This window comes from Escherichia albertii NBRC 107761 = DSM 17582 (assembly GCF_000759775.1).
GTDB lineage: Bacteria > Pseudomonadota > Gammaproteobacteria > Enterobacterales > Enterobacteriaceae > Escherichia > Escherichia albertii.
Map to the genome: position 1 here is coordinate 17,684 of NZ_BBMY01000024.1, position 25,869 is coordinate 43,552.

The following is a 25,869-nucleotide window of genomic DNA, read 5'->3' on the forward strand; positions in this document are numbered from 1 at the left end:
ACGATGAAATCTTCCACTGAATGGTGGCGATATCTCGCGCCGCTGGCCGTCATCGCCATTATTGCTCTACTTCCGGTTCCCGCAGGGCTAGAGAGCCATACCTGGCTCTACTTCGCCGTTTTTACAGGTGTGATCGTTGGACTGATCCTCGAACCCGTACCGGGTGCCGTGGTGGCGATGGTGGGTATCTCCATCATCGCCATTCTTTCGCCGTGGCTGCTATTCAGCCCGGAGCAACTCGCCCAGCCAGGCTTTAAATTCACCGCCAAATCCCTCTCCTGGGCGGTTTCCGGTTTTTCTAATTCGGTTATCTGGCTGATTTTCGCCGCCTTTATGTTTGGCACCGGCTATGAAAAAACCGGGCTGGGGCGACGTATCGCACTGATTCTGGTAAAAAAAATGGGGCATCGTACGCTGTTTCTCGGCTATGCGGTGATGTTCTCCGAGCTGATCCTGGCGCCTGTAACACCGTCCAACTCGGCGCGTGGCGCAGGGATTATCTATCCCATCATCCGTAACCTGCCGCCGCTCTATCAATCACAACCGAATGACAGCAGCTCGCGCAGTATTGGGTCTTACATTATGTGGATGGGGATTGTTGCCGACTGCGTGACCAGCGCCATTTTCCTGACGGCGATGGCTCCTAACCTGTTGCTGATTGGCCTGATGAAAAGTGCTTCTCATGCCACACTTAGCTGGGGCGACTGGTTCCTCGGCATGTTGCCGCTCAGTATTTTACTGGTTCTGTTGGTTCCCAGGCTGGCTTACGTGCTGTATCCGCCGGTGCTGAAGTCAGGCGATCAGGTGCCGCGCTGGGCAGAGACGGAACTGCAAGCGATGGGCCCACTCTGTTCGCGTGAAAAACGGATGCTGCTGTTGATGGTCAGCGCACTGGTGCTGTGGATTTTCGGCGGTGATTATATCGATGCCGCGATGGTCGGTTACAGCGTGGTGGCACTGATGCTGCTCCTGCGCATTATCTGCTGGGACGACATTGTCAGTAACAAAGCCGCGTGGAACGTCTTCTTCTGGCTGGCCTCGCTTATCACCCTCGCCACCGGACTCAACAACACGGGTTTTATTAGCTGGTTTGGCAAGCTGTTAGCAGGCAGCTTAAGCAGCTATTCGCCAATAATGGTGATGGTGGCGTTAATTGTGGTGTTTTATCTACTGCGCTACTTTTTTGCCAGCGCTACGGCGTATACCTCTGCCCTCGCGCCGATGATGATTGCCGCCGCGCTGGCGATGCCGGAAATCCCACTGCCGGTGTTCTGCCTGATGGTTGGCGCGGCAATTGGTCTGGGAAGTATTCTTACACCATATGCCACCGGCCCCAGCCCGATTTATTACGGTAGTGGTTATCTGCCAACAGCAGATTACTGGCGACTGGGGGCGATTTTTGGGCTGATATTCCTCGTGTTGCTGGTGATTACCGGCTTACTGTGGATGCCCGTGGTGTTGCTTTAAGTGAGGACGGTGCCGGAAGTGACTCTCCGGCACCGGATAGTTTTACGCAGCCGGTAACTCTGCCAGCGGCCAGCGCGGACGCACGCTGACGCCGAGATCCGCCGTCGCGCCAGCTTTAAACCGCACCATTCCGGCATAGGCGATCATCGCACCGTTATCAGTACAAAACTCCGGGCGTGCGTAGAACACTTCGCCGCGACGCTTTTTCATCATTTCCGCCAGTTTCGCCCGCAGCGTACGGTTAGCACTCACGCCGCCCGCCATGACCAGACGCCTGAAGCCCGTCTGATCCAGCGCTCGCTTGCATTTAATCATCAGCGTATCGACCACCGCATCTTCAAAGGCGCGAGCAATATCGGCTCTCGTCTGGTCGTCGGTACCGTTGTCACGAATGGTGTTCGCGGCAAAAGTTTTCAGACCAGAGAAGCTGAAATCCAGCCCCGGGCGATCGGTCATCGGGCGCGGGAAAACAAAACGCCCGGCGGTGCCCTGAGCCGCCATTTTCGACAGCAGCGGCCCACCTGGATAATCCAGCCCCAGCAGCTTCGCGGTTTTATCAAACGCTTCCCCGGCAGCATCATCAATGGACTCACCGAGCAGCTCATACTGGCCAATGCCGGTCACACTAATTAACTGCGTATGACCGCCGGAAACCAGCAGCGCGACAAACGGGAACTCTGGCGGATTATCTTCCAGCATCGGCGCTAACAGATGCCCTTCCATATGATGTACCGGGATCGCCGGAACGTCCCAGGCAAACGCCAGTGAACGTCCCACCGTTGCGCCAACCAGCAACGCGCCGACTAATCCAGGGCCTGCGGTATAGGCCACAGCATCAATGTCTTTTGCCGTTAAACCAGACTCCTTCAGCGCCTCCTGAATCAGCGGTACGGTTTTACGCACGTGATCGCGGGAGGCCAGTTCAGGCACTACGCCGCCGTAGTCAGCGTGCAATTTCACCTGACTATACAATTGGTTGGCTAACAAACCTTTTTCATCGTCGTAAATGGCGATGCCGGTTTCATCGCAGGAAGTTTCAATACCCAGTACACGCATGACTTGTTTTACCTCGCTTTATTACCGCGCAGTGTAGGACCAATGCGGGTTGATGTAAAACTTTGTTCGCCCCCGGAGAAAGCCTCGTGTATACTCCTCACCCTTATAAAAGTCCCTTTCAAAAGCGGCCGCGGTGCTTTACAAAGCAGCAGCAATTGCAGTAAAATTCCGCACCATTTTGAAATAAGCTGGCGTTGATGCCAGCGGCAAACCGAATTAATCAAAGGTGAGAGGCACATGCCGGTAATTAAAGTACGTGAAAACGAGCCGTTCGACGTAGCTCTGCGTCGCTTCAAGCGTTCCTGCGAAAAAGCAGGTGTTCTGGCGGAAGTTCGTCGTCGTGAATTCTATGAAAAACCGACTACCGAACGTAAGCGCGCTAAAGCTTCTGCAGTGAAACGTCACGCGAAGAAACTGGCTCGCGAAAACGCACGCCGTACTCGTCTGTACTAATTCCCCGAGAGCGTTGCTCTCCGATCAGACCGAGTTGTAGTTGTAAGGCCGTGCTTCCGAAAGGAATGCGCGGCTTATTTTCGTTTATGAATTGCTAGAAATCGGGGCCTATGGCTGGACGAATCCCACGCGTATTCATTAATGATCTGCTGGCACGCACTGACATCGTCGATCTGATCGATGCCCGTGTAAAGCTGAAAAAGCAGGGCAAGAATTATCACGCGTGTTGTCCATTCCACAACGAAAAAACCCCTTCATTCACCGTTAACGGTGAAAAACAGTTTTACCACTGCTTTGGATGTGGCGCGCACGGCAACGCGATCGACTTCCTGATGAACTACGACAAGCTTGAGTTCGTCGAAACGGTCGAAGAGCTGGCGGCAATGCACAATCTTGAAGTGCCTTTTGAAGCAGGCAGCGGTCCCAGCCAGATAGAACGCCATCAACGACAAACTCTTTATCAGTTGATGGACGGTCTGAATACGTTTTACCAACAATCGTTACAGCAACCTGTTGCAACATCTGCGCGCCAGTATCTGGAAAAACGCGGATTAAGCGATGAAGTGATCGCCCGCTTTGCGATTGGTTTTGCCCCCCCCGGTTGGGACAACGTCCTGAAACGGTTTGGCGGCAATCCAGAAAATCGCCAGTCATTGATTAATGCAGGCATGTTGGTAACCAACGATCAGGGCCGCAGTTACGATCGTTTTCGCGAGCGGGTAATGTTCCCCATTCGCGATAAGCGTGGTCGGGTGATTGGTTTTGGCGGGCGCGTTCTGGGCAACGATACGCCAAAATATCTGAACTCGCCTGAAACCGATATTTTCCATAAAGGCCGCCAGCTTTACGGTCTTTATGAAGCACAGCAGGATAACGCTGAACCCAATCGTCTGCTTGTGGTCGAAGGCTATATGGATGTGGTAGCGCTGGCGCAATACGGTATTAATTACGCTGTAGCGTCATTAGGCACTTCAACCACCGCCGATCACATTCAGTTGTTGTTCCGCGCGACCAACAATGTCATTTGTTGCTATGACGGCGACCGGGCTGGTCGCGATGCCGCCTGGCGAGCGCTGGAAACCGCGCTGCCTTATATGACAGATGGCCGTCAGTTGCGCTTTATGTTTTTACCGGATGGCGAAGATCCTGACACACTGGTGCGCAAAGAAGGTAAAGAGGCGTTTGAAGCGCGAATGGAGCAGGCAATGCCGCTCTCCGCGTTTCTGTTTAACAGCCTGATGCCGCAGGTTGATCTGAGTACCCCTGACGGGCGCGCACGTTTAAGTACGTTGGCGTTGCCGCTGATTTCTCAGGTGCCAGGAGAAACATTGCGCATCTATCTTCGTCAGGAATTAGGCAACAAGTTAGGCATACTTGATGACAGCCAGCTTGAACGATTAATGCCAAAAGCAGCGGAGAGCGTCGTTTCTCGTCCTGTACCGCAGCTAAAACGCACGACCATGCGTATACTTATTGGGTTACTGGTGCAAAATCCAGAACTAGCGACGTTGGTACCGCCGCTTAAAAATCTGGATCAAAATAAGCTTCCCGGACTTGGCTTATTCAGAGAACTGGTCAACACTTGTCTCTCCCAGCCAGGTCTGACCACCGGGCAACTTTTAGAGCACTATCGTGGTACAAATAATGCGGCCACCCTTGAAAAACTGTCGATGTGGGACGATATAGCAGATAAGAATATTGCTGAGCAAACCTTCACCGACTCACTCAACCATATGTTTGATTCGTTGCTTGAATTGCGCCAGGAAGAGTTAATCGCTCGTGAGCGCACGCATGGTTTAAGCAACGAAGAACGCCTGGAGCTCTGGACATTAAACCAGGAGCTGGCGAAAAAGTGATTTAACGGCTTAAGTGCCGAATAGCGCTCGGGAAGCCCCCGACAGCCGCACTGAGAGGCAGCGGCAATGATATAAGTACGCCCTCGTAATTATCGTTGGCGATAAACAACCGTTGAATTTCAGCGTTAACGTCTGAATGACATCCGGTCAGTCGCCCAACACCAACCTCATGAAATAAGTGTGGATACCGTCTTATGGAGCAAAACCCGCAGTCACAGCTGAAACTTCTTGTCACCCGTGGTAAGGAGCAAGGCTATCTGACCTATGCCGAGGTCAATGACCATCTGCCGGAAGATATCGTCGATTCAGATCAAATCGAAGACATCATCCAAATGATCAACGACATGGGCATTCAGGTGATGGAAGAAGCACCGGATGCCGATGATCTGATGCTGGCTGAAAACACCGCGGACGAAGATGCTGCCGAAGCCGCCGCGCAGGTGCTTTCCAGCGTGGAATCTGAAATCGGGCGCACGACTGACCCGGTACGCATGTACATGCGTGAAATGGGCACCGTTGAATTGTTGACCCGTGAAGGCGAAATTGACATCGCTAAACGCATTGAAGACGGGATCAACCAGGTTCAATGCTCTGTTGCTGAATATCCAGAAGCGATCACCTATCTACTCGAACAGTACGATCGTGTTGAAGCAGAAGAAGCACGCCTGTCCGATCTGATCACCGGCTTTGTTGACCCGAACGCAGAAGAAGAGCTGGCGCCGACCGCCACTCACGTCGGTTCAGAGCTTTCCCAGGAAGATCTGGACGATGACGAAGATGAAGACGAAGAAGATGGCGACGATGACGCCGCCGACGATGACAACAGCATCGACCCGGAACTGGCTCGCGAAAAATTTGCTGAACTGCGCGCTCAGTATGTTGTAACGCGTGACACTATCAAAGAAAAAGGCCGCAGCCACGCCGCCGCCCAGGAAGAGATCCTGAAACTGTCTGAAGTGTTCAAACAGTTCCGCCTGGTGCCGAAGCAGTTCGACTATCTGGTCAACAGCATGCGCGTCATGATGGACCGCGTTCGTACGCAAGAACGCCTGATCATGAAGCTCTGCGTTGAGCAGTGCAAAATGCCGAAGAAAAACTTCATCACCCTGTTTACCGGCAACGAAACCAGCGATACCTGGTTCAACGCGGCAATTGCGATGAACAAGCCGTGGTCGGAAAAACTGCATGATGTTTCTGAAGAGGTGCATCGCGCCCTGCAGAAACTGCAGCAGATTGAAGAAGAAACCGGCCTGACCATTGAGCAGGTTAAAGATATCAACCGTCGTATGTCCATCGGTGAAGCAAAAGCCCGCCGCGCGAAGAAAGAGATGGTCGAAGCGAACCTGCGTCTGGTTATTTCTATCGCCAAGAAATACACCAACCGTGGTCTGCAGTTCCTCGATCTGATTCAGGAAGGCAACATCGGTCTGATGAAAGCGGTAGATAAATTCGAATATCGCCGTGGCTACAAGTTCTCCACCTACGCAACCTGGTGGATCCGTCAGGCGATCACCCGTTCTATCGCGGATCAGGCGCGCACCATTCGTATTCCGGTGCATATGATTGAGACCATCAACAAACTCAACCGTATTTCTCGCCAGATGCTGCAAGAGATGGGTCGCGAACCGACGCCGGAAGAACTGGCTGAACGTATGCTGATGCCGGAAGATAAGATCCGCAAAGTACTGAAGATCGCCAAAGAGCCAATCTCTATGGAAACCCCGATCGGTGACGATGAAGATTCGCATCTGGGGGATTTTATCGAGGATACCACCCTCGAGCTGCCGCTGGATTCTGCGACCACTGAAAGCCTGCGTGCGGCAACGCACGACGTGCTGGCTGGCCTGACCGCGCGTGAAGCGAAAGTTCTGCGTATGCGTTTCGGTATCGATATGAACACCGACCACACGCTGGAAGAAGTGGGTAAACAGTTCGACGTTACGCGTGAACGTATCCGTCAGATTGAAGCGAAGGCACTGCGTAAACTGCGCCACCCGAGCCGTTCTGAAGTACTGCGTAGCTTCCTGGACGACTAATCTGTAGACCGGATAAGGCGTTCACGCCGCATCCGGTGCTCGTCGCTATACTCAAACGCCATCTTTCCGGTGGCGTTTTTTATTGCCCACGCACTACCAGCGCCTCATTCAACTCCCGATAAGCCTCCACCAGTTTCTCCAGTGAAATGCGGTTTAAACCGCTGGGATTCGGCAACACCCAAATCTGCGTCGAACCAATGACGAGAGTTTGCTTTCCCCACTGCACGCCTCGCTGGCGGAATCCTTGCTCAAACGCCTGTTTACCCAGAATCGCCAGCGCCTGCGGCTGAAAATTCTCAATTTTTTCAATCAACCTGCGCCCGCCTGCATACAGTTCCTGCCTTGAGACTTCACTGGCCTGCACCGTTGGTCTGTCAACCAGTCTGGTAGCGCCACAGCGATAATCCAGCAGATGCTGCGCCTCCTGCGGCTTCAGTTGCCGGTCAGTAAATCCGGCCTGATAAATAACCTTCCAGAAGCGGTTTGCCGGATGGGCGAACGGAAAACCAAACTCTGCAGTAGAAAGCCCCGGATTGATACCGCAAAACACTACACGCAACTCCGGCGCAAGAATATCGTTAACCATATAAACCCCTAAACAACACAACCGGGGAAAAGTATAACGAATTGAAAACACATTGTTTATAAAAACAGCAGCCGCACGGTAATGGCTGGATCACGACACAGAGTTACTTTATAATCCGCTACCATGGCCCCTTAGCTCAGTGGTTAGAGCAGGCGACTCATAATCGCTTGGTCGTTGGTTCAAACCCAACAGGGGCTACCATATACAACAAAGGGTTAGCTAATAAATCAGCTAACCCTTTTTCTTTTGCCTTTGAATTGGGTCAGGTAATGGGTCAGGTAAGCTTTTTCTCCATCTGATTCAGATGGCTGATAGTTGCCCCGGATAATGCTTCGCAATGATGTCATTTAGCCGATCAACCAGTTCCGGTTTTCTGAACGTGATGTGTGCGGAGCCCTTCTTAAAGTATCTGATGCTGAACATCTCATCTTCATAGTCCTCTTTACCCTGAACGGAGCGGATGTGATCATCCAGCCGAATGATGATATTTTCCCGGCTGTCGGGGATCGGTTTGCCGCTGAACAGGTGTAGCATTCTTTCCAGGTCGGCGAGTCGATCTGCCTGTTGCCCGGTGATAAGATGCAATCCCCATCTGTCCCACCTCACCAGGTTGTTGACGATAATTTTTCTGCCAAATTTACAGGGGGAGTTGGTTTTGTAATTCCAGCTCAGCCCTCTGAAGACGTTGATCACTCCTCGCTCAAACACTTCATCCTTATTCTGGTGCAGTTGCTCAAATGTGCTCCAAATGTTCGCTTCACTGATTTCCGGAAAATTATCGTACTCCAGTGATCGGTACCATGTATCACGGGCCTGCGCATCCATTAATGACAGCATCCCGGAACGTTGCATCAGGTCACGCCAGATTTCGCGGTCAAGATTGCGGGTGATGGCTTTCATTGCGGTTTCCGGTTTCTCCATGAGCCAGCAGCCACAGCGAAAATCCTGTTTCATGGCCCAGTCCAGAGCAGTTTTACCTCCAATACTTTCTGTCAGTACCGAGATTTCAGCCAGTTGCCGGATAAGTGTGTCGATTTGCAGCAGTGAACTCTTTCGCACAGCCAGAATGTGGCTGACTGAGGTGGAGCAGATAACGTCCGTATGCCCGTTGACCACTTCCGGACGGGAGACTGTGATTGCAGACATAATCGATATTCCTTTTCGCAGATAAATGAAAACGCCAGCCCTGTTCAGGCTGGCGTCAGTGGAATGAAGTATGGTGAGTGAGACTCACCGCTTTTGTTGCAGAAACTGCAGTTGGCGCAGGATACGGATATCTTCCCTGGCCTGTTCAATACAGGGCAACAGTGCTGCCGAATCCGTTTTATCCTCATCGTTGTCGAAGATAATCCCTGATTCGCAGTCAATATTGTCCTGCAGCCACGCAATCAGAATATCCAGCGCCGTTTCTGTGGTTAATAATTTCATCCAGTGTCTTTTGTCCTGATTACCAGTCGAAAGTGGGTAAGCCCGGCAGGCATTCAGCGCTGGCATCCAGATGAATGAGACTGACGCCATAACGTCGGGTAAGTGTGACAACCAGACGACGGAACGTTTTTGACAGGCCCAGGCGCTTAAGCCGCAGAACCGGGTATGACCACGCACCGGTACGTAACAGATATCCGCTACCTGTGAAATGAATCCATTCTGATTCGCCGGTGTCATTCGTCTGATGTGACAGCGAATACAACCAGGCGTTGTCCTTTGCCGTGATATGCGCGGTACTGCAGCGTATGCCGGCAAGGGTTGCAAATGGCGGAGGTGTGCAGGTTGACTGTTGGTCGGATTCCTCCACCACACGGAGTGAATAACCGCTTTCAGCGACGTTATTAATCAGTTCAGTGAGATTAACACCATCGACGTCAACGACAATGCGCCCCATGTTCAGTGCCTGCACGTTAACGCTGTCAGCTTCCAGCGTCAGGGCCAGTTTCATCGTTTCGCCTCCTGATACTTACCCAGGGTAATGTTATTTACCGTTCTGTAATTGTCGCGGGCCATCAGGCCGGTTGCCCGGCGGGCCCGGAGGATATCAATACTGTTTATTAACTGAGAACGGGTACAGGCGCTGAATCCCGGCTGGTCGGTACGCACCAGTGCGTATTTTTCAACGAGAAAGTTCACCGCATCGCACAGTGAAATGCCTGCCTCAATATGCTGCTCAATCACACGTTCATCAGCGAACTGTGTGTCATTCAGTGTGAGGCCGTAATGCTGGTCCAGCAGTCGGGAGAGCAGAGTCTGCCAGATGGTGACGGGAGACGGGCAGCGCGATGCCTCCCGTACGAGTGTATCGGGTAATGTTTTCATATTGAAGATTTTCCTGATATGCAGAGATGAAAAATGGGAAAGTGGCGTGGTGAAAACACCAGGCCGTAGCAGAAGGCTATTCTGGAGAGTTAATTTTTCATTTCGGGTATCGGATAAACAGCCAGATAAACGTAGCCACAACTGCCGAGGGTGTCGGCTTCGCAGGTCAGCCCTTTTGCATACAGCTTGACGGTATGCTGATGGCGGGGATTCAGTTCACCGCTGGTGAGCATGAGTTCCAGTTGTTTCATCAGCAGCGGAAAGGCCTGGTCCAGGTGGTACGCATCTGCATTGCTGAACCGCCCTCTGATACCGGCGCGGTCTGCAAGGTAATGCAACCGGTTACCCTCCTGCACCAGACGTGCCCCGAAACAGGGCGTCACTGTGCAGGGCAGCCCCCACCAGGGGCGGTCGTGATTGTCGTCGGGGAGTGTGTCTGACACGATAAAGTCCTCACAGAAAATCGGTTAAGAATGCTCCGGTGGTGGCGATAATTCTGCTCATCTGAATGCCCTTCCAGACTCAGTTCAGTGTGACGCTCATCAGCCGGACATACGGACCAAAACTGTCCTTACTGTGTTCTGCAAACACGGCCAGCACACCGGGAATATCCTGTACTTCACGACCGGTATACTCTTCAGCACCGCCGTGCCAGCGATACTTACCGGTACAGAACGGAAAAAGACGGGATGCAGGATGCTGACGGTGAATACGCATGGCTTCACCACGGGTGATGATTTTCATAGTGTGATACCTCTGAAGACAGAAGATAAAAGTGAAAACAGGTGTGATGTGGTTGTGATGGTGACGGGTTAAAGCAGGCCGTGTTCCGCAAAGGAGAAAACCTGGCTGCCACCGACTATCAGATGGTCCGGCACCCGGATATCCACCAGGCCCAGTGCCTGTACCAGACGTTCCGTGATAAGGCGGTCTGCCTTGCTGGGTGTGACTTCACCGGACGGGTGATTGTGTGCCAGCACCACGGCAGCGGCATTGTGATACAGGGCGCGTTTAATCACTTCCCGGGGATGGACTTCCGTGCGGTTGATGGTGCCGGTGAAGAGGGTTTCACCGGCAATCAGCTGATTCTGGTTATTCAGATACAGCACCCGGAACTCTTCCCGCTCCAGTCCAGCCATGTTCAGAATCAGCCATTCCCGTGCCGCACGGGTGGAGGTGAAGGCCACGCCGGGTTCATGAAGATGACGGTCCAGGGTTTTCAGGGCCCGCTGAATGAGGCTGCGCTCACCGGGCGTCATCTCTCCGGGCAGAAAGGAAAGCTGCTGCATTGTCCCTGCCTCCATTCAGTCGATGATGCGCATAATGGCACTGCATTCCGGATGCTGCAGGGCATAATCCCGCAGCCGGTAATAATGAACCGTCATGGCATAATTCTCTGTACGACAGGCGTGATGACTGTACGTCATCAGACAGGCAGCAATGCCGGCGGCTTCCGGGCTCATTTCAGCGCGGTTACCGTTCATGGCATTGAACAGTATCCAGGTTTCGTCATCATCGTCATCCGGTTCGGGTGCCATAAATGCGCCACCGTTGTTCAGGGTGTACAGATTCCAGATACCACCGCAGTAGTCTTCACACAGACGGTCCATCCAGCCGAAGACACGGGGCTCCAGGGTCACCCACTGTGGAATGAGGCCAAAATGCTGCGGCCAGAAGCTGATGCGCTGTTCATCAGGGACGGGAGTGGCAACCAGTTGAGACTGGTTATTCCCTGATGCAGTGGTCACGGAAACAGAAGGCGTGGTGGAATTATGTGAAATGGTTTTCATGAAATGGCTCCTTAAAGGACAGACAAATGCGTGGTTTTCAGGGTAATGGCTGAATCAGCGCAGGCTCTCCAGCAGCGTTTCTGCCATCACCCACAATGCGCGGTTGAGCTTAATATCGGTGTCGATACTGTGAATGGCCCGGGTATGGATACGTTTTCCTCTGGCACTGCGACCGGAAATCCCGCCTTTCAGCATATTCTCCTGGATGGTCTGATAAGCACTCCACAGGTCCTTACCGTAATCCTCCCGGCGTCGCGGTGTCAGAATGTCGGCGGTGGTGACGGGCTGATGTTCGTCACCATAACGGTAAGTCAGTGCCGCCTGTGCCAGCGCCTGGCGTGCCGGTGGCGGCAGGACCAGCGACTGCATGGCATCACGTTTCTCTTCAATCCGGTCAAAAACCCCCACCACCTCGTAAGCCCCTTCGATAACTTTCTCCACTACATTTCCCCGGTGCGGAACACGCACTTCCCCCAGAGACTGGCCACAGACGCACCCGTTCTGGCAGACGAACCTGAAGTAACCCGGCAGCATCTGGTAGCTGGAGGTACCGTCATGAGAGTTGAGCAGAATGATTTCAGGGACATGTTCTCCGTTTATTTCTCCGGCCCGCCGCAGACGCAGCATGTGTTTTGTGTATCCCCGACGGCCCGGGTCGCGCACACGGGTCTGGCAGGCGAAGAATGGCTGGAAGCCTTCCCGCTGCAGACTTTCCAGCACGGTGATGGTGGGAATGTACGTATAGTTCTGGCTTCGGGACGTGTGTTTATCTTCCCCGAAAATCCCCGGCACATGGTGCATCAGCTCTTCATGTGTCAGCGGACGGTCACGGCGTATCTGGTTTGCAGCATAACCAAAACGACTGGCTAATCGCATACTTTGCTCCTTATCGGTGGTTAAGATTTACTGGTGTAATAAATGAAAAAGCCACGTCTCCCGGAGAAGACGTGGCCTGATGGACGAAATTAATGAGGTTTATTGTCTGAGAAGACCGTCACTGGCTAACCTTCCGGCGTCAGTCTCTGCGTTGCGGATAACCCGACGGAAATGAGTTCCCTGGTCATCGTCGATAAACACATTGTGGTAAGCTGTTGTGATGACAACAGCCTGCTCGCGTGAGAAAGGGACTTCGGGCAATAAACGTGACATACAACCTGACCTGTATTTAGTTCCCCGAAAATATAAGTCCCTGTCATCATGGCAGAACTATATTTACTTTTGATATCAATAAATTAATAACGCGAAGATGAACCGCATAACTTACGCCTTTAATTTGTTTTGTTTACGTAGTCCCTGACCAGGTACGCGAATTCGTGAACGCCAGTTTCACCAAACCAAATCAGGTAACCAGGGTCGATGTTGTAATAGTAACCAACGACTTTATACGTTTTTTACGATGAATTTCATGATAACTCCTTATGGCATTAATAAATGCGTCAATATTAAATCTCACCCGGATAACATATATCTGAAAATATTTTCAATAACACCAGCCAGGAAAAATACCACCACAGGCGGTGGCGTTTCTCCGGAGCGTATTTATTTCAGTCGGGTCATCGCGTTTCTCAGTGCCAAATCTGCCTCTTCCGTTATCTCCAGACTTTTCTGCAACACCGTTTCTGACCGGGACAGTACCTGACGTGCTGCCAGCGGTTTCCGGATATGCTCCATCGTCAGCATCGTGTCCTCGTAGCCCTGCTGACGCCAGGCGTCGGTATGTGCCGACGCGAAACTGAGCAGACCGCCGCTGTTGCCACCATCATCTGTATGTTTCAGCCTTTTACGGGGACGGATCTCAAGGATTGTGGTGTCCGGAAAAGCCCGGCGATCCCATAAAGAACCGTCACTCAGATGCGACACAATCACCATATTGCATCCGGCATCGACCAGAGGCGTTACAGGGGTATTTCCCTGCATATTTCGCCATCCTCCCATACCACCATCACCGAACATTGTCCCCTGAACTTCACGGGGACGGAACAACAGGGGCAGCGCGGCTGACGCAAGCAGAGCCTCTTTCTGCTGTCCGCGGGGCAGACTCTGGATATGCTGAAAAACGGCGTTTTTCGTGGTTCCGACACCCAGTTCAGCACGAATGCAGTCAATAATATCCTGCATGCCCCCTTCTGTGGGGTACAGCGACACATACAGCGGTAGCCCGTCTGCCAGAGCATCAGTATCAAGATAATGATCCATCAGCGCTGTCAGGGGCTCATCTGACAACAACGGCTGAGTCATCGGATTGTCGAAGCCGTTGATTATCGATATATGGCGAAGAAGCGTCGTAAGCAGTGCTCCTGCACGTCCGGGGATCTGGCAGAGGTTCATTGCCTGGAGCAATTTTTTCAGCAATGAAAAGTAAACCGATCTGTTTACCGACAGTACCTGATTATTCCCAAGATGATCCCAGAGCGCCTCCAGGCGTACGGCAGCTTCTGACAGATTGGGAGAGGCCGCGATAATGGCACCATTGAATGCGCCAATGCTGGCCCCTGAAACCATGCTGATCTGTGTACCACACTCTGCCAGTGCCTTAACCACTCCCGCCTGATAAGCACCCACCGCCCCGCCGCCGGACAGCACCAGCCCCGTTTTCATTTCTGTACTCATGCTGCCCCCTTCTGAAATATTTCATCGACCATACTTTCAGAGAGGCGCTCTGCAGAGCAGAGACGGGGCATGCGAACCGGTAAGTGTTCTGCAGCCTGCGTGGTTGACCAGATCACCGGATGCTGCTCTTCACTGCACCAGTCCCCCAGCCAGTTAATCGCGTCATGCCACTCGTTATCTGCCTGCTCCCGGTCCTGACCACCAAGCCAGTCCAGAGTGTTCAGACGCACGGTTGCACTACCGCCACTCTCCTGTGCCATCTGCGTTAATGCTTTATGTCTGAGAATATCCAGTAGCTGGTTAACCTGGCCTGTTTCGCCCTGACGAATCACATCACCAAACGCGCCCCAGCGAAGCTCTTCAAGTGCCACATAACAACGTCCGGCAGGGGAAAATGACGCATATCGCCCGGCGCTCCACCATGAGAATATCTGCTCAAGATGTAACTGCGCCCGCTGAACCTGGTCAACACGGTGGAGTTTTTCTTCAAGATGATTCAGTTTATGGTGAACCTGATCGGCCAGGGTGAGTAACTGCTCCCGCGTATCTGCGGAATAATGCGCCAGCCTGGCAGTATCACTGACCAGTGAACTGACCCTGTCGTTTACCCGGGTAATCGCGTAGTTTGTGGTGGCAAGCGACGTTGTCAGCTCCGTCAGCCAGCGCAGGGACGCCTCAACGCCCTGTGCAAGCGAAGCATTGATGGCATTCTGCCGTGCAGCACCTTCGCCGCTCAGCCCCTCTTTTAACCGCCGGAAGAACGTGCGCTCTCCGGCCGTGCGGATATGCTCCTGTGCAACATCGATACCGTTTGCGAAATCAACCACAAATTTTTCAGGAAGACAGGTGAGTACCTGACATACCCGGTTATCAGCAATTTGTTGAATAAATGGTGAAGTCACAGCATTGTCTCCAGCTCTTCCCTCAGCGCCTTACTGTCAGTAATGAGCTCAGGAACCCTTTCATTTAATGCCTGAAGTCGCCCGGTAAGCCGTTCCTGCGCCTGCTGATCGCGTTTATGATCTTCAGAGCTCTGAATCAGCGTGTTACGCAGCTGTTCAACTTTCTCCCTGAATGTACAGAAAAAGGCATCGATTTCCTGGCGGACGGGCTGGTTAATATCCTGCTCAATGGATGCCTGCAGCTCCCCGAAATATGCCCGGGTCAGTGACATCACTTCCTCTCTGACCTTGTTGATATTGATCACGCTGCGGCTCACATCCACACTGTACTCTTTCCAGCCCCAGTCACTGGTGTTTGCCCATCGACAAAGCGTACCCCAGACACCATCCTGTCGACAGCGACGGGTTACTGTCTCCGTTCTTTCCTCCATAAGCGCGCTCAGATTTGTTTTTACCGCGAGCCGGGTCTGTAACTGGCTGACTGCCGGAAAACTGATTTTTACAGTGAAACCTTCATCCTCCAGGCGGGAATTGATGCGTCCGGCAATATTTTCTGTCGCATACAGGGCCGTACCACGAAAACCTGTTTCGATACCCCTGACGATTTTCTCCAGCTCAGGCCGGAACTGTGCTTCAGCCTCACGGTGCAGGGTGGTCACAGTTGACTCAATTTTCTCTATATATTCAATTGCTTCCCTGCGATTATTTAGTGTTATCTCGGGGTTTTCCGGGTCAAAGTCTCGTTTCCTGTAATCCTCCCGGCCCGGGTAGTTGATACCGGACCATTGAGAAATCATTCCCCATAATCCGGACCGGGACCTTCGTTGTTCTGCGTCTTCTTCCTCCAGCATTTGCTGTTCTTTGAGTTTACCGGTTCTGAAATAGTGATTCAGCTCCTCTTCCAGTGAGGTGCAGACCCCCGTGAGTAATTCCCGGGTTCTGGCATCGATCTCCTCCATGGCCATTCTGACATCAGCGGTCACCTGCTCCTGACAGTCCGCGATTTCCCGGATATCCGCAAGCAGGCTGGTGATATGCGACTGCAGTGACTGAATGCTTTGCTGTAGCCCCTGATGGCGTAATGACAGATATTCGCTGACATTTTCCGCATTCTGCATCAGTTTTGCGGCGGCAGAATCAACCGCCAGTGCCGCCGCTCTGGAATGGGAGCTCTGTATGACTTCCGTTATCAGTTGATCGATAAGTGAACCTTCCCACAGGTCTGTCGCCCCTTCGGTTGCCATTTCACTGTCTTTACAGACGTATTCTTTTTTCATGCGACCGAAGGCTTCCCTGACAAAATCATCGACCCAGGCTTCATCAACAGGAAGGGTTCCGTTTTTCCGTAACTCATGAAGCGCACGGTTAGCCAGGTACGCCTGACGTGATGAGCCTGGATAAACGCGGGAGGCGGGCAGCACATCACTGTTCAGCATTGCCGGAACTTTCTGGCGTACGGCATCTGCCCCATCGCCATTGCGGTCTTTCTCATCAAATTTATTGACCAGCACAAACAGGCGGCCGGCTGATACGTCAGCAATGGCATTAAGCTCTTTACGGACGTCTTCATCCGCTTTTGAGTTCATCTGGGTGTAATCCATCACCGCCAGCACCGCAGAGGCTTTCTGCAGTTGATCCCGCATCATCACTTCCATCTGCGGTTGTCCGGCCTCATTAGGGCCGGGGGTATCCAGCAGTGTGAGTGTTCCCTGGCATGCATCCATCCCCACCAGATGGCTGAATTCCACGTCGATCACCGGCAGTTTCTGCACTTCTGCGTATTCATCAAAAGGAAACTCACTCCCCATTGCCGCAGCAAGGCGAACCAGATCGTTTAACGATGCCAGTCCGGTAAAGATTTCCTCCTCCCCGTGGTATTCATTTTTGAGCCAGCCATCATTTGCCAGAATATCCAGCAGTTCGCAGGTATCCCCGGTTTGCTGCAGGGTCTGTGCGACTTGCTGTCCTGCCGGGGTGTCGAGTTTTTGTTGCAGTGTGCTTAATAAATTGCGGACGGGCTGAATATGTTCCAGATGGAGGACCGGCTCAGTTTTTCCGGGAACGTGGCGGATGAGCGTCGGTACAGAGGTCATGGGGCGGTTACGGTTAGGCAGAATTTCCTGCCCCACAATGGCGTTGATGGTGGTTGATTTACCTGCTTTCATCGTGCCGACAACAGCCAGCACCATCTCCCTGCGGGCGGTTTTGATTTGTTCGCCCTCCAGCTCCTCAATTCTTTTCAGTGCTTTCTGTTTATCAAAAAGCAGTCTGTTTTCGTTCTTACTGTCAGATAACACATCCGGTTCATCAACCATTTGCCGGAGCAGATTAATGTTCAGTTGCAAAAGTCGGTCGGCTTCATCACAAAGCAGGGCGATGTTCTTTTCGTGCATTATTTAACCTTCCTGAGACGCATTTTCATGACAACCACGGAGGAGGTCATTTACCACAAACGATCGTTTATAGCGATCGATATAATAGCAACGATCGATGCATTCTATTAACTTGAAAAACACAACGCAAGGGGACAACCCGGGTATGGCTGTGTTTGCATTGTGTTTTCATGGGGTTAAAAATCTGTAACAAGAGTCTGATGCATCACCACCGGGTTCAGAAGAAAATCCAGTTCCATACAGCGCGGGCAACAGAGACCACCGAGTCACGGACGACACGCAGAACCGTACGAGCCACAGAGGCAACACAGACGCTCTCCGCCGTGTCAAATATCCGGTCCACCGCACCGGTAAACTGTTCACGGGCCTGCCCCCGGACAGATTCCGTGCGCAGCTCGTCCTGCAGGCGGGTCATCAGGGGACTGGCGGCATGGTCGGGAAGCGCTGTCATGAGCGCACTGACCAGCGTATCCAGCTCCCAGCCAGTGCGGGCTGATACGGCAACAACCGGATGAACGGGCCGGAACAGACGGAATACCGCCTCCTTTTTTTCGCGAATATTCTGTGCCTGTGCGGGAGAAGGCTGAATGCCGGCCATATCCCATTCATGGCAGGGCTCCGTTTTGTCGGCCTGCGTCACCACAAACAGCACCTGCTGATGTCCCCGGTGCAGGATGTGTCGCCAGAAATACTCATCCACAGACAGGGCACGGTCATCGGCTTTAATCAGCCACAGCACCAGGTCCAGTTCAGGCAGAATGTCACGGTACAGGGCTTCATACTCTGCATCCCTGTCCCGGCTCTCGCCCACCCCGGGCAGGTCAGTGATAACCATGCTGTGACCATGGCCACTCAGACGGAAGCGCTGCACTTCCCGGGTGCCGGCGTAAACATCACTGACCGGGGTGACCTCCCCCTGAAACAGTGCATTACAGAGTGAGGATTTACCGGCTCCGCTTTTACCCATAATGCCAATCACGGGTTCGTGGCCGGTGAGTTTACGCAGATGTTCCAGGATGTGACGGGAAAGCGAGTAAGGCAGGGAGGAGAGCGGTTTTTCAATTGCCTCAATGGCATCAGACGGATTCATACATGTATTCCCGGTGAAAAAAGACAAAACCCCGCGTACCGGAAAGGAGGCGGGGGACTCACAACGATAATATCTGTCTGAAATTATTTTGATTGTCTGATGCCATGAGATAGCAGAAACCGAGCTATGGACATGCAAATAATAACCTACAGTTTCCGGTTGGAGGATCGCTGACATCGTTGATTAATGTTAGTATTATTGCCAATTTTTCAGCGTTCTGATTCCGACTAAAAAATCAATACATTGAGCTCGCCTCAAAGAAAAACGTTCAGAACCTGCAATGCTCAGAATTGATAAGAAATAAGGAATATATGTCCAGACTGACTGATTTAATAGCTAAAGCGAAGGCCAAAGACCCGCAACTGGGCGCGGATCTTGATCGAGAAATAAAGATCCTGTCATCACGTCTTCCCTTTGGGCTTAATTTCGAACGACATAGCCCTGAAGTTGTAGAGTTACCATTGCGGCCTATTCGCAAGGGAGACAAGGTTCGCGTTCTGCCAAAGCGTGGGTCCACTAAGAAAGGTGATCAACGGTTGTGGCAGGTTAAAGCAATCCACAAGGCGAATAATACAGCAGATCTTGAATTGCTGGGCGCAGCTAATGTCGATGTGCAGACTATGGAGTTAAGTAACCTAGTAGTTATAGCTGAATTTCGTGATCCAATATGGCCGGGGTTGGTGAGCACAGGAAAGGTACAACGCGGTGGTGATAAGCCTTTCCACTCGGTCATCAATGGTGAAAACTACCATGTTCTCAAAGCATTGACCTATACCCATCGAGGTAAAGTTGATGTGATATACATTGACCCTCCATATAACTCAGGAGCAAAAGACTGGAAATATAACAACGATTACGTTGAAGGTGACGATCTTTACCGGCACAGCAAGTGGCTTGCTATGATGGAACGGCGCTTGGAGGTCGCCAAGCTATTACTTAACCCTGCAGACTCGGTATTGATCGTGACAATCGACGAAAAAGAATTTCTACGACTTGGGTTATTGCTGGAGCAAATGTTCCCAGAAGCAACAATCCAAATGATAAGTAGCGTGATCAATCCTAAAGGTTCTGCACGGACAGGCAGATTTAGTCGAGTCGACGAATACATTTATTATGTTTTCTTTGGTGACGCTAAGGTCGTTCCTTGGCGCACTGACATGCTTAGAGAAGTAAGTGAGAATGGACGGAATGTACGTTGGGCTGGATTGATGCGAAATGGGGAAGGAAGTCGAAGGTCTCGAATTCCCTCAATGTTTTTCCCAATCTTCATAGATAAGGAAACGGGTGATTACCATTCGACAGGCGAACCCCCTCCGTTAGATATGAAACCTAGTGATGTGCCTGTTCCTGAGGGGACTGTAGCAATTTTTCCTATCGATGGAAATGGCCAAGAACTGATGTGGCGTTTAAGCCCAAGCTCGTTTAGAGAGTATTTGAGCATTGGACATGCAAAGTTTGGCCCGCGAAATAAAAAGACTGGGTTGCGTTCAGTTTATTACCTTCAGTCAGGTATTCGACAAAAGATCAAGAGCGGTGAGATTATTGCCACTGGTCGTGATAGTGAGGGGGCTCTTGAGTTAGAGTTCGCGGATTCAGTCGGGACAAGGAGCCCTGGAACTCTTTGGAATATGGTTTCTCATAGCGCAAGTGAACATGGTGCCGGGCTTTTGAAGCGAATGATTCCAGGACGACGCTTTCCGTACCCGAAATCTCTTTATGCGGTTGAGGATTGTCTTAGATTTGTGCTTTCAAAAAAAGAAAACGCAGTCGTAGTCGATTTTTTTAGTGGCTCCGGAACAACAGCCCACGCAGTAATGCGCTTGAACCGTCAGGACGGTGGACGTCGTCAATGCATCAGCATTACCAACAATGAAGTTAGTGCCGATGAGCAGAAAAAGCTTAGAGAGCAAGGCTTACGTCCAGGAGATCCAGAATGGGAGAAATGGGGGATCTGCGACTATATCACCAAACCACGTGTGCAGGCAGCTATCACAGGTAAGACTCCTGAAGGTGAACCGATTAAAGGCGACTACAAGTTTACCGATGAGTTCTCTGTGTCTGAAGGCTTCGAGGAAAACGCCGAGTTTTTCACACTGACCTACGAAGCAGAGAAGGCGATTAGCCATAATCTAGCCTATGCCCGCATTGCTGCGTTGCTGTGGCTACGCGCAGGTGCACGTGGTAAACGTATTGACAGACTGCCAGTTGAAGGATGGGCTGTGGCTGATACTTATGGCCTGCTGTCGGCAGTGGATCAGGCTACACCTTTTATTGAAGCCATTAGCCATGCCAGTGAATTACGGGTGGCCTTCATCGTCACTGACGATGACCGCCACTTCCAGGCTGTCACTAGGCGTCTGCCAAAAGGTGTTGAGTCAGTACGTTTGTACGAATCATACCTGACTAATTTCAGCTTCACCTGTGGGGAATTAACTGAATGAAATTCACTCTCAAAGACTACCAGCGCGATGCTGTGCGTGATTCGCTGGTAAATCTCCGGAAAGCTCGCCGTTACTGGCATAATGAGAACGATAAGAGTGCTTTCTCTTTGACGGCTGTGACTGGTGCGGGTAAGACCGTTATGGCTGCTGCCGTATTTGAAGCATTGTTTCATGGCGACGACGAATTTAATTTCGATGCAGATCCCGGCGCGGTGGTGATTTGGTTCAGTGACGACCCTGCACTAAACGAACAAACTCGTTTTCGCTTGATGGAAGCCAGTGACCGTATCAACTACAACGATATGGTAGTGGTTGAACATCCTTTCAGTCGACGCAAATTTCAGGCTGGAAAAATCTATTTCCTTAACACGCAGAAGTTTGGCAAAAAAAGCCTGCTGGTGCGCGGGTTCGATGATAAAGGCGGGCTTTTCGAAGCAGCCCCTGATGCACAGGCTTATACACTGTGGGATACCATCCAGAACACCATCGAAGACCCTGATCTGACTCTCTATCTGGTACTGGACGAAGCGCACCGAGGTATGGGTTCGTCAACGGCTTCCAGTGAAGCTGCTAAGAGTACTATTGTGCAACGCCTTATCAATGGTTCAGCTGGAGTGAAGGGTATTCCAGTTGTGTGGGGGATTTCCGCCACAGTTGAACGTTTCGACCAAGCAATTGCGAATACGGGCAATCATGTAAAACTGCCGAATGTGGTTGTTGACTCGGCTAAAGTGCAGGAATCGGGACTTATCAAGGACGATATCATTCTGGGTGTGCCTAATGAAGCTGGTGACTTCGATACAGTGTGGGTACGACGTGCTGCCGACAAACTCAGGGAAGCGACCGATGCTTGGGCAGAGTACGCAAGACAGCAGGAAACCGTGTGCAAAGTTGTGCCGCTAATGGTATTCCAAGTACCTAATACGCCTGACCCGAACGAGGTGGGTAGTTGGCTGGATACGCTATTCTCTCGTTATCCTGAATTGCCCATTGACAGTGTTGCTCATGTCTTCGGTGAACATACCACACAACGTTTCGGCCAATACCAAGTGCCTTATATTGAACCGCAGCGGGTGCAGGAATCAACTTGGGTGCGCGTACTGATTGCTAAAGATGCCATCAGTACTGGCTGGGATTGCCCGCGTGCCGAAGTGATGGTTTCCTTCCGCGCTGCCAGCGACAGAACACATATTACTCAATTGCTGGGACGTATGGTACGAACTCCACTGGCAAGGCGTATTCCGGGTAATGAGCGCTTAAACTCAGTAGAATGCCTACTGCCCAAGTTTAATACTAATACTGTGAGAGATGTCGTCAATACCTTGTTTAAGGGAGATGATACCTCTCCTCCGAGCGGACGCATCCTTGTTAACCCTGTGGAGATGAAACCTAACCCGGCGGCTTCAGTTACCGTATGGGAAGTATTTGAAGCGCTACCTTCGCAAACCCGGCCACAGAAAGGAGCCAGACCCGCCAGACGTCTGACCGCGCTGGCACAGGAACTGGTCGATGATGGTATCCTTGATGGGGCAGTCAGGAAAGCCCATGCTGCTTTGCACGCTGCTCTGGACAAGTTCCAGACAGAAAATGCTGAAAAAATCCAAAACAAGCGCAATGCAGTACTCATTGTGGATGGTAAGGCAGTGGTTGCCAGCCTGAAGAACAAAGCTATGACCTTCAACGAATTCTGGGAAGAGGCGGACGTAGCGGTGATTGATAACGCCTACCGGCGTGCAGCCCGAATCTTCAGCCCGGATGTTTCACGTACCTATGTTGAATATCTGGCCGATAAGGTTGCTGATCGAGAAGAGGATGTAGAAGAATATCTGGAAGCAATCATGGAAGCTCGAGTGACCGTTGCTGGCATGGGTCTGGTGATGGAGGTGCAGGATTACTTCGATGCTGAGGCCGATAAACTGGCGAAGGCGTGGCTGATCGAGTACACACCGCAGATCAAGTCGTTGAAAGATGAGCGTAAAGAGGCTTACCGTCAAATCGTTGAAATGAGTATCGAACCGCAGGATGTGAATCTGGTCAGGCCGGAGAACAAGTTTGAAATGACCAGAGTGCGTGAAGGTGAGAAGGAAACTGACCTTCCAGTCTGGAAACACCATTTGTTGTGCGACAAAAGTGGAAACTATCCGGCTCAGTTTAACCATTGGGAAACCAAGGTTTTTGAGATCGAAACCAAACGTGAAGGATTTGCTTTCTGGTATCGTAATCCACAGTACACAGGGCAATCGTCACTGGGAATCGCCTATGTTGAAGCCGAACAGTACAAAATTGTTCGTCCCGATTTCCTGTTCTTTGCCGAACAGGATGGTAAAATGGTTGTGGATCTTGTAGATCCTCATGGCCTACATTTGGCTGATGCTTTGCCCAAACTGAAAGGAATTGCTTTATATGCTGAACAGCATTCTGATGCTTACAGGCGAATTGAATCTGTCGCCGAAGTAAAGGGGAAATTACGAGTGTTAGATTTGAAACGGCAGGATGTACAGGATGCTGTTGCTAACGCTGAAAATGCAGAAACGTTATTTAGTAGCGGACTTGCTAATGACTACCTGTAATCTATAGAAATTGCGTAACGAAACTGCATTTCAAATTGGTTGAGACAATCTAACTCTGAGTATTGGAGCTTCTCTGTAAGAAGGTCCAATACTTACAAGTCTATTTGGTGACCACAGCCACTATAACTTAAAGCAGTTTAGCAGCTTGTTAACTAAAGAGTTTTATTGTTTCTTCAACTTGGAATTGCGGAATCCCCTCTTTCGTACAATTAATGATAGGATGTGTCAATATAGTAACTTTTGCAACTTCACCCGACGTTTTTTGTAAAATATACTGACCTATTATATGTCACAAAATATGTGATGTGAGGAATGATGAACAGTAACCTGACCAAAATATGTTATCAAGGTGAGACCGGAGAAAGTGATTTAAGAACGTTGATGCTTGGTGATATTTTATATATCTCATTGCGAGACGTTTTAGTGACACTGAATAAAGAAAATAGAGAAATAAATGCTGATTACACAGTAAAATCAATGGCGGGAATAATCAGAGCACAATTACAGGTTCTTGATCCTGACGAGTATATCACGACTGATGCTGAACACAGTGTTTTTGAAGGTCAAAAAGAGATCTTCGTCACCCAGCCTGGTTTGTATCGAGTCATGTCAAGTGACCGAAGTGCTGCTGGTAAGCGCTTTCAAAAATGGCTATTTCATGAAGTCATACCATCATTGACTAAACATGGAGTATACCCACCTCCGCCAGAGGCTAAAGGATCAGTTTTAGCTCAAATGGCTGAAATACTTGCACAAAATTCGCGAGCACTTGCTGACGCAATCCATAAACACGAAAAATTGGCAGAAGATGTCTCACAGGTTAAAGGTAAGGTTGCCGACGTTGAAAGCCGCTTGGAACTGTTAGAATCAGGTCCTTCCACTATAACTGAAGATATGAAATCCCTTGATGAACGACTTGTTTTCTTGGATATGAGAATGGAGGAAAAACATTTCACCGAGACATTAGCCTGGTGCGAAAATATTTCAGTTCAAAAAAGCAGGAAAGTGATTCGCAAGAATTGTAGAGAGAATTCACTCTTTACTATACAGACTATCGACGAGGCGATAGCCATCATGACTGAAAGTGGAAAAATAACACAAAATTAAAGAGTTAGGGGCATGTTATCTGCTGGTTATATTATTGAACGCTGACGTGACATAGGCTTTTCCGCAAAGAGAAGGCCTATCCAGAGCTACAACCGAAGTTACGTTCCCTTTTCGTAAATTTTAGTGTCGAGTTTGGTCAGATGCGTATTCCGGACAAACTGTGATCGATTCAGGTGCCATTTTGCAACAACTACTGAGTTTACCCAACCAACTCAGATAAAATGTCAGCAACGTTATTAAAGGATATTTACCAGGGCAAAGAAATCGTCGTAAAATTATTCAACAAATCATTTTACTGTACTTGCTCTATTTGCAGAAGGAAAATCAGGATGGCCAAACCATCAACTATAGCCGGAACTGCAGGCGCTCTGGCAACTGCCGGTACTGCAGCCTCAACAGCATCAACCGTTGCAGGTGCATCAGCTGCAACAATTATGTCAGCAACAGCAGGAACAACAGGAGCTGCTTTGGCATCCGTTGCCGGTGCATCCGGTACAGTTGGCGCTGCAGCGGTTTCATCAGGTATGGCAGCGATTGGTTCCACTGTTGGTGGTGGAATGGCTGCTGGCGCTGTGATTACTGCAGCAGCGCCTGTTGCGATTAGTGCAGCAGTCATTTACGGGCTGGTTAAAATATTCAAAAATTAGTTGCGGGAGCTTCGTACAGAAACCAGTCGCACCTCTTGGCGCTTCCGAAAGCGCGACTGGTTGAGTTGCCGTCTCCTGAGGAATTTACCTTCTCCGGGTGAGTAATACCTATCGTCAGGTGTTTACGCACAGGGCTGTAACCTGAAGTCGGGAATTGAACGCCTGACGACAGGAAATCAGCCAGGCCAGCAACCTCACGCAGGCTGACAGAGAATCAGAACCTGAATCAGCCCGGAGTCATTCCCAGGCGGTACTTCATCACCTGCCACCAATACCCGCGTCAGTACTGCGCGACCTGACGCGCTCACCCGACTCAGCACTTCAGAGCCAACCTCCGGTACCTGCCCGGCGCTCACTCCTGTGCAACACCCCATCGTCAGATCGTATGTTTCACCTATGGACGCCCGAAAACGCGTCAGTATGAGTTCGCCAGAACGATACACTATAGATCTATTTTTTAAAGAATGAAATAAGCTTTCTTATCCCAGTCCATATTGTCCCATCAGAATCCGAAGAAGTTTTAATTCTACTAAATTCGCTCTTGTCAGAATCAGC

25 protein-coding genes, 1 tRNA gene and 1 pseudogene are annotated in these 25,869 nt (G+C 50.9%); 9 read left to right on the forward strand and 18 right to left on the reverse strand.

All coding sequences use genetic code 11. From position 1 onward, the window contains the following. Positions 1–3: 3 nt before the first annotated feature. Positions 4–1,467 carry an L-tartrate/succinate antiporter gene (gene ttdT / locus EA14781_RS06740; protein WP_000842806.1) on the forward strand — a complete coding sequence of 488 codons (1,464 nt, stop codon included), beginning with the start codon at positions 4–6 and terminating at the stop codon, positions 1,465–1,467. A gap of 42 nt (positions 1,468–1,509) precedes the next feature. On the opposite strand, the gene tsaD is transcribed toward ttdT, so the two are convergent. Beyond that, positions 1,510–2,523, reverse strand: coding sequence for a tRNA (adenosine(37)-N6)-threonylcarbamoyltransferase complex transferase subunit TsaD (gene tsaD, locus EA14781_RS06745; protein ID WP_001264378.1), 1,014 nt, complete (start codon positions 2,521–2,523; stop codon positions 1,510–1,512). A 237-nt stretch (positions 2,524–2,760) separates the two neighbouring features. On the opposite strand from tsaD, the gene rpsU reads away from it, so the two are divergent. The 3 genes from rpsU to rpoD all read left to right on the forward strand — a co-directional run bounded on the left by rpsU (position 2,761) and on the right by rpoD (position 6,868). Next, positions 2,761–2,976 (forward strand): 30S ribosomal protein S21, encoded by a 216-nt coding sequence (gene rpsU / locus EA14781_RS06750; protein WP_001144069.1) that lies wholly within the window; start codon positions 2,761–2,763, stop codon positions 2,974–2,976. Positions 2,977–3,086: 110 nt separating this feature from the next. Beyond that, positions 3,087–4,832: a DNA primase gene (gene dnaG / locus EA14781_RS06755; protein WP_000918856.1), complete on the forward strand. Its 1,746-nt coding sequence runs from the start codon at positions 3,087–3,089 to the stop codon at positions 4,830–4,832. Positions 4,833–5,026: 194 nt separating this feature from the next. After that, positions 5,027–6,868 carry an RNA polymerase sigma factor RpoD gene (gene rpoD, locus EA14781_RS06760; RefSeq protein WP_000437385.1) on the forward strand — a complete coding sequence of 614 codons (1,842 nt, stop codon included), beginning with the start codon at positions 5,027–5,029 and terminating at the stop codon, positions 6,866–6,868. Between the two features lie 79 nt (positions 6,869–6,947). Here the strand turns inward: rpoD and mug are convergent, their stop codons facing one another. Continuing rightward, a complete protein-coding gene (gene mug, locus EA14781_RS06765; protein WP_000245811.1) occupies positions 6,948–7,454 on the reverse strand; it encodes a G/U mismatch-specific DNA glycosylase in 507 nt (168 codons plus the stop codon). A 125-nt stretch (positions 7,455–7,579) separates the two neighbouring features. Here mug and EA14781_RS06770 point away from each other — a divergent pair. Then, positions 7,580–7,655 (forward strand) — tRNA-Ile (locus tag EA14781_RS06770). Between the two features lie 99 nt (positions 7,656–7,754). On the opposite strand, the gene EA14781_RS06775 is transcribed toward EA14781_RS06770, so the two are convergent. The 15 genes and pseudogenes from EA14781_RS06775 to EA14781_RS06835 form a co-directional block, all read right to left on the reverse strand. Next, on the reverse strand, positions 7,755–8,600 hold the full coding sequence (locus tag EA14781_RS06775; protein ID WP_001274556.1) for a DUF4942 domain-containing protein: 846 nt from the start codon (positions 8,598–8,600) through the stop codon (positions 7,755–7,757). Positions 8,601–8,684: 84 nt separating this feature from the next. Then, positions 8,685–8,882 carry a DUF957 domain-containing protein gene (locus EA14781_RS06780; protein ID WP_000772026.1) on the reverse strand — a complete coding sequence of 66 codons (198 nt, stop codon included), beginning with the start codon at positions 8,880–8,882 and terminating at the stop codon, positions 8,685–8,687. Between the two features lie 19 nt (positions 8,883–8,901). Continuing rightward, positions 8,902–9,390, reverse strand: a complete 489-nt coding sequence (locus EA14781_RS06785; RefSeq protein ID WP_000761723.1) for a DUF5983 family protein — start codon at positions 9,388–9,390, stop codon at positions 8,902–8,904. Further along, complete coding sequence (locus EA14781_RS06790; RefSeq protein ID WP_000854774.1) at positions 9,387–9,764, reverse strand: TA system toxin CbtA family protein; 378 nt, start codon at positions 9,762–9,764, stop codon at positions 9,387–9,389. The genes EA14781_RS06785 and EA14781_RS06790 overlap by 4 nt, the downstream gene beginning before the upstream one ends. Before the next feature lie 89 nt (positions 9,765–9,853). Next, the gene (locus EA14781_RS06795) at positions 9,854–10,207 is read right to left on the reverse strand and encodes a type IV toxin-antitoxin system YeeU family antitoxin (RefSeq protein ID WP_001285570.1); all 354 of its coding nucleotides are present in this window, start codon (positions 10,205–10,207) and stop codon (positions 9,854–9,856) included. Between the two features lie 79 nt (positions 10,208–10,286). Beyond that, a complete protein-coding gene (locus EA14781_RS06800) occupies positions 10,287–10,508 on the reverse strand; it encodes a DUF987 domain-containing protein (protein WP_000692339.1) in 222 nt (73 codons plus the stop codon). Between the two features lie 68 nt (positions 10,509–10,576). Then, complete coding sequence (locus EA14781_RS06805) at positions 10,577–11,053, reverse strand: JAB domain-containing protein (protein ID WP_001186774.1); 477 nt, start codon at positions 11,051–11,053, stop codon at positions 10,577–10,579. 15 nt (positions 11,054–11,068) lie between these two features. Then, positions 11,069–11,554 carry an antirestriction protein gene (locus tag EA14781_RS06810; RefSeq protein WP_000849561.1) on the reverse strand — a complete coding sequence of 162 codons (486 nt, stop codon included), beginning with the start codon at positions 11,552–11,554 and terminating at the stop codon, positions 11,069–11,071. 54 nt (positions 11,555–11,608) lie between these two features. After that, the gene (locus EA14781_RS06815; RefSeq protein ID WP_001234565.1) at positions 11,609–12,430 is read right to left on the reverse strand and encodes a DUF932 domain-containing protein; all 822 of its coding nucleotides are present in this window, start codon (positions 12,428–12,430) and stop codon (positions 11,609–11,611) included. Positions 12,431–12,529: 99 nt separating this feature from the next. Continuing rightward, positions 12,530–12,703 carry a DUF905 family protein gene (locus tag EA14781_RS24720; RefSeq protein WP_000088743.1) on the reverse strand — a complete coding sequence of 58 codons (174 nt, stop codon included), beginning with the start codon at positions 12,701–12,703 and terminating at the stop codon, positions 12,530–12,532. Between the two features lie 119 nt (positions 12,704–12,822). Then, positions 12,823–12,945: pseudogene (locus EA14781_RS25645) on the reverse strand (DNA polymerase III subunit gamma/tau); the annotation flags it as partial. 148 nt (positions 12,946–13,093) lie between these two features. After that, a complete protein-coding gene (locus tag EA14781_RS06820; protein WP_000102654.1) occupies positions 13,094–14,164 on the reverse strand; it encodes a patatin-like phospholipase family protein in 1,071 nt (356 codons plus the stop codon). Beyond that, on the reverse strand, positions 14,161–15,066 hold the full coding sequence (locus EA14781_RS06825; RefSeq protein ID WP_000203518.1) for a diguanylate cyclase regulator RdcB family protein: 906 nt from the start codon (positions 15,064–15,066) through the stop codon (positions 14,161–14,163). The genes EA14781_RS06820 and EA14781_RS06825 overlap by 4 nt, the downstream gene beginning before the upstream one ends. Beyond that, positions 15,063–17,459, reverse strand: coding sequence for a dynamin family protein (locus EA14781_RS06830; protein WP_000544705.1), 2,397 nt, complete (start codon positions 17,457–17,459; stop codon positions 15,063–15,065). The genes EA14781_RS06825 and EA14781_RS06830 overlap by 4 nt, the downstream gene beginning before the upstream one ends. A 217-nt stretch (positions 17,460–17,676) precedes the next feature. Continuing rightward, on the reverse strand, positions 17,677–18,549 hold the full coding sequence (locus EA14781_RS06835) for a GTPase family protein (protein WP_001069657.1): 873 nt from the start codon (positions 18,547–18,549) through the stop codon (positions 17,677–17,679). A gap of 311 nt (positions 18,550–18,860) precedes the next feature. Here EA14781_RS06835 and EA14781_RS06840 point away from each other — a divergent pair, with 311 nt between their 5' ends. The 4 genes from EA14781_RS06840 to EA14781_RS22820 all read left to right on the forward strand — a co-directional run bounded on the left by EA14781_RS06840 (position 18,861) and on the right by EA14781_RS22820 (position 25,314). Continuing rightward, the gene (locus tag EA14781_RS06840; protein WP_000088944.1) at positions 18,861–20,990 is read left to right on the forward strand and encodes a site-specific DNA-methyltransferase; all 2,130 of its coding nucleotides are present in this window, start codon (positions 18,861–18,863) and stop codon (positions 20,988–20,990) included. After that, complete coding sequence (locus EA14781_RS06845) at positions 20,987–23,560, forward strand: DEAD/DEAH box helicase (protein WP_000673262.1); 2,574 nt, start codon at positions 20,987–20,989, stop codon at positions 23,558–23,560. The genes EA14781_RS06840 and EA14781_RS06845 overlap by 4 nt, the downstream gene beginning before the upstream one ends. Positions 23,561–23,872: 312 nt before the next feature. Beyond that, a complete protein-coding gene (locus EA14781_RS06850; RefSeq protein WP_223277103.1) occupies positions 23,873–24,667 on the forward strand; it encodes a BRO-N domain-containing protein in 795 nt (264 codons plus the stop codon). 221 nt (positions 24,668–24,888) lie between these two features. After that, positions 24,889–25,314, forward strand: a complete 426-nt coding sequence (locus EA14781_RS22820) for a hypothetical protein (protein ID WP_223277104.1) — start codon at positions 24,889–24,891, stop codon at positions 25,312–25,314. A 194-nt stretch (positions 25,315–25,508) separates the two neighbouring features. Here EA14781_RS22820 and EA14781_RS24730 read toward each other — a convergent pair whose 3' ends face one another. Continuing rightward, positions 25,509–25,670, reverse strand: coding sequence for a hypothetical protein (locus tag EA14781_RS24730; protein ID WP_001444909.1), 162 nt, complete (start codon positions 25,668–25,670; stop codon positions 25,509–25,511). Between the last annotated feature and the right edge of the window lie 199 nt (positions 25,671–25,869).